This is a genomic window from Streptomyces bohaiensis (assembly GCF_012033785.1).
Classification (GTDB): Bacteria; Actinomycetota; Actinomycetes; order Streptomycetales; family Streptomycetaceae; genus Streptomyces; species Streptomyces bohaiensis.
This window is the reverse complement of the sequence record NZ_JAAVJC010000354.1, coordinates 1-4,213: the sequence shown is the minus strand read 5'-3', so window position 1 is coordinate 4,213 and position 4,213 is coordinate 1. Positions and strand designations below refer to the sequence as shown.

The 4,213-nt window shown below is 76.3% G+C and carries 4 protein-coding genes; all 4 read left to right on the top strand.

Annotation, left to right across the window (positions count from 1 at the left end):
* The coding region (locus HCN52_RS22460; RefSeq protein ID WP_168090266.1) for a molybdopterin-binding protein at positions 1-999 on the top strand (999 nt) is incomplete at its 5' end.
* Positions 996-2,108, top strand: a complete 1,113-nt coding sequence (locus HCN52_RS22455; RefSeq protein ID WP_168090265.1) for a potassium channel family protein — start codon at positions 996-998, stop codon at positions 2,106-2,108. The genes HCN52_RS22460 and HCN52_RS22455, both read left to right, overlap by 4 nt.
* Positions 2,109-2,253: 145 nt before the next feature.
* Positions 2,254-3,255: an NAD(P)H-quinone oxidoreductase gene (locus HCN52_RS22450; protein ID WP_168090264.1), complete on the top strand. Its 1,002-nt coding sequence runs from the start codon at positions 2,254-2,256 to the stop codon at positions 3,253-3,255.
* Positions 3,256-3,988: 733 nt separating this feature from the next.
* Positions 3,989-4,213, top strand: a 225-nt coding sequence (locus tag HCN52_RS24960) for a hypothetical protein (RefSeq protein ID WP_209314861.1), incomplete at its 3' end; no start/stop codon positions are given.

Here is a 4,213-nt window from a genome sequence, read left to right as displayed (position 1 = left end):
GCGGAGCCCGAGCCGCTCGCCGACGGCCTGGCGGTCGCCATCGCCACCGGCGCCCGGGTGCCGGCCGCGACCTCCGCGGTGCTGCGCAGCGAACGCGGGCGGGTCAGCGCCGGGCAGCTGCGGGGCCGCAACCCCGAGCCCGGCGCGGACATCCGGCCGCGCGGTCAGGAGTGCCGCTCCGGGACCGAGCTGCTCCCGGCGGGTACGGCCGTCACGCCGGCCGTCCTCGGGCTGGCGGCCGCTGCGGGGTACGACCAGCTGACGGTCCATCCGCGCCCGCGCGTCGAGGTGCTGGTCCTCGGTGACGAGCTGCTGCACCGCGGCCTGCCGTCCGGCGGCCGTATCCGCGACGCGCTCGGCCCGATGACCGCGCCGTGGCTGACGATGCTGGGCGCCGAGGTGCTGGTGACCCGGCGGCTCGGCGACGACGCGGAGGCGTTGTACGAGGCCGTCTCCACCAGCCGCGCCCACCTGGTGGTGACCACCGGCTCCACCGCTGCCGGCCCCGCCGACCGGCTGCGGCCGGTGCTGGACCGGCTGGGGGCCCGGCTCCGGGTCGACGGCGTCGCGGTCCGCCCGGGCCACCCGATGCTGCTGGCGGAGCTGCCCGACGGACGCCCGCTGGTGGGGCTGCCCGGCAACCCGCTCGCCGCGGTCGCCGGGATGCTGACGCTGGCGGCGCCGCTGCTGGCGTCGCTCGCCGGGCGGGAGCTGCTGCCGCTGCCCGCGGTGGAGCTGACCGAGGAGGTCACCGGGCACGCGACGGACACCCGGGTGGTCCCCGTGCGCTACCCGGCGGCCGAGCCGACGCAGTCACCGCGGTTCACCCCGGGGTTCACCGGGCGGCGGGACGGCCGGACACCGCGCGCCCGGCCGGTGCGGTTCTCCGGCCCCGCGATGCTGCGCGGCCTCGCCGGCGCCGATGCGCTGGCGCTGGTGCCGCCGGGCGGCGCGCCGCTGGGGCAGCGGGTGCCGCTGGTGGAGTTGCCACGCGGATGAGAGTCCCGGTGCGGCCCGCGCGCTCCGACGCCGACGAGCAGTCGCGCGGCGTGCGGCTGCCGCGCTACATCGCGGGCCCGCTGCTGCAGGTCGTGAAGCGGCTGATCCTCGCCAACCTGGTGATGCTGACGGCCTTCCTCGTGGTCTACCTCGACCGGCACGGCTACCGCGACATCAACGGCGGCGACGTGGGGGCGATCGACGCCTTCTACTACGTCACCGTCTCGCTCTCGACGACCGGCTACGGCGACATCGTGCCGTGGACGGACACCGCCCGGCTGATAACGGCCCTGGTCGTCACACCGCTGCGGGTGCTGTTCCTCATCATCCTGGTCGGCACCACGTTGGAGGTGCTGACGGAACGCACCCGCGAGCAGTGGAAGATCGCCCACTGGAGGAAGACCTTGCGCGACCACACGGTGATCGTGGGCTTCGGCACCAAGGGCCGTTCGGCGGCCGAGACGCTGATGCGGACCGGCATCACCCAGGACCGGATCGTGGTGGTCGACCCGGACGCCGCCGTCGTCGACCACGCCAACGCCGACGGGTACGCGGCCGTCGCGGGCGACGCCACCCGCAGCTCGGTGCTGCTGCGCGCCCGCGTGGACCGCGCCCGGCAGGTCGTCATCGCCGCACAGCGCGACGACACCGCGGTGCTGGTCACGCTGACCGCCCGCCAGCTGTCGACGGACGTGCGAATCGTGGTCTCGGTCCGGGAGTCGGAGAACGTGCCGCTGCTGCGGCAGTCGGGGGCGGACTCGGTCATCACCAGCGCCTCCGCCGTGGGCCGGCTGCTCGGCCTGTCGGTGGTCAGCCCCAGTTCCGGTGCGGTGATGGAGGACCTGATCCAGCCGGGCAGCGGTCTGGCGCTCAAGGAACGCCCGGTCACCCGCGCGGAGGCCGGGCGGTCGCCGCGAGAGGCGGAGGACCTGGTGGTCTCGGTGATACGGGGTCACCGGCTGCTGCCGTTCGACGACCCGGGCCTGGGGGCGCTGGAGCTGGAGGACCGGCTCGTGGTGATCCGGCGCGTCAGCCACGGGCCGAGGACGGACGGCGAGAACCGGCGGGGCGGCCAGGGGCCGGGCTCCTTCCGGATTCCGCGCCGCTGACGCCGGCCGCGCCCGCCGCTCCGCGCTCCTGCCGCGCATCCCCTCGCCCCCGTGCGCACGGCGCCGCATCCCCTCGCCCCGTGCCGCGCGGCGCACCGGCCCGCCGTCCCGGGTGGCGACGGTCCCGAGGCGTAGCCTCGGCGCCATGCATGCGATCACGATCACTGAGCCGGGCGGGCCCGAGGTCCTCACGTGGACCGAGGTCCCGGACCCGGAGCCCGGGCACGGCGAGGTTGTGGTGCAGGTGGCCGCGACCGCCGTCAACCGTGCCGACCTGCTGCAGCGGCAGGGCCACTACGACCCGCCGCCCGGGACGGTGCCCTACCCGGGGCTGGAGTGCTCCGGGACCGTCGCGGCGGTCGGGCCGGGCGTCGTCGGCTGGGAGCCGGGGGACCAGGTGTGCGCGCTGCTCGCCGGCGGCGGGTACGCGGAGCGCGTGGTGGTCCCCGCCGGTCAACTGCTGCCGGTCCCGGCGGGGGTGGAGCTCGCCACTGCCGCCGCGCTGCCGGAGGTGACCTGCACGGTCTGGTCGAACGTCTTCCACCTCGCCGGCGTCCGGACCGCGGCGGGGCTGCGGCCGGGGGAGACGATCCTGATTCACGGCGGGGCCGGCGGCATCGGCACGATGGCGATCCAGCTCGCCCGTGCGGTCGGAGCCAGGGTCGCCGTCACCTCCGGCGGCCCGGAGAAGCTCGCCGCCTGTGCGGAGCTCGGCGCGGAGATCCTCATCGACTACCGCGAGCAGGACTTCGTGGCGGAGCTGCGCGACGCCACCGGCGGCAGGGGCGCGGACGTCGTCCTCGACCTGATGGGCGCCGCCTACCTCTCGCGGAACGTCCAGGCGCTGGCGACCGGCGGCCGACTGGTCGTCATCGGTCTCCAGGGCGGGGTGAAGGGCGAGCTGAACCTCGGCACCCTGCTGGCCAAGCGCGCCTCGGTGACGGCGACCTCGCTGCGGGGACGCCCGCCGGAGGAGAAGGCGGAGATCGTCACCGCGGTGCGCACCCATGTGTGGCCGCTGCTCGAGGACGGCCGGGTCCGGCCGGTGGTGGACCGCGTGATGCCGCTGCGCGAGGCCGCCGACGCGCACCGGGCGTTGGAGGACGGCGGCCACGTCGGCAAGCTGCTGCTGGTCACCGACGCCTGAGCCGCGGTCGCCTGAGCCGCGGTCGCCGGGCCCGTGCCGTCGGGTTCGGGTTCGGGTTCGGTGCCCGTGCCGGGGTCGGCACCGTCGTGCGCGGCGCGGGTCGACGGTCGGTCCGGTGGCGGGCGCCCGCCCGGCAGGGGAGGGCGGGGAGTGCGCGCCACCGGACCGGTTGTCACCGGGTCGCCCGACCGCGGGCTGCGGGGCCGGCAGGCCGCGCGGTGGACGAAACCGGTGCGCAGGGCTCGGCCGATGTACCGGGCGCCGCCGGGACCAGCCGGGCGGCGACCGGCGGAGTGCTGCGCCGGCCATGCGCTGCTCTGCCGCTTCCCACCCGGGAACCGCCGAAACTAACCCGTTCAGGGGGAGGTGGTCACCCGCTGCTGCTCGGCGCGCACACCGGGATGCCGCTTTGATCTCCATATGTAACGCTTGTTCCACTGTCGGACCGTCTGCGGAGGCCGGGGCTGTGAACGCTTGGGCGCGACTCGCGGTGTTGATGGCGGCGCTGGTCGCGACGGCAAGCTCCTCCTCCACTGCTACGGCGGCGGCGCGTGGGGACGGAACCGACGAGAGCGTTTCGTCTCCCACGACCCGTCAGCAGGCGGCGGCCGTGTCGCCGGACGCCGGCGGCCCCCACGCCGTCCACCCGACTGCCGGAGCGCACGACGGTGCGCGCGCGGGGAGCGCGGGCACGTTGCTCGGCGCCTCCTCCGTGCGCGCTCCGTTGTCCACGGTGGTCGACCGGGCTGTGGCGCGTGCCGCGACCGGACGGGCCGACCACCCGGTCGCACCGTTCCCCGCTACCGCCGCTGAGCACACCGCCGCTCCCTCGGGCGAGGCCGACGCGTCCCCCGCGGAGTCGGCGACCTCGCCCCTCGCGGTCTTCGGCGAGGCGCACTTCGCCGGCCCCGCCGGCACGGCGGGCGAGCTCGTCCCCGCGCCCGGGCGCGGCTGGGGG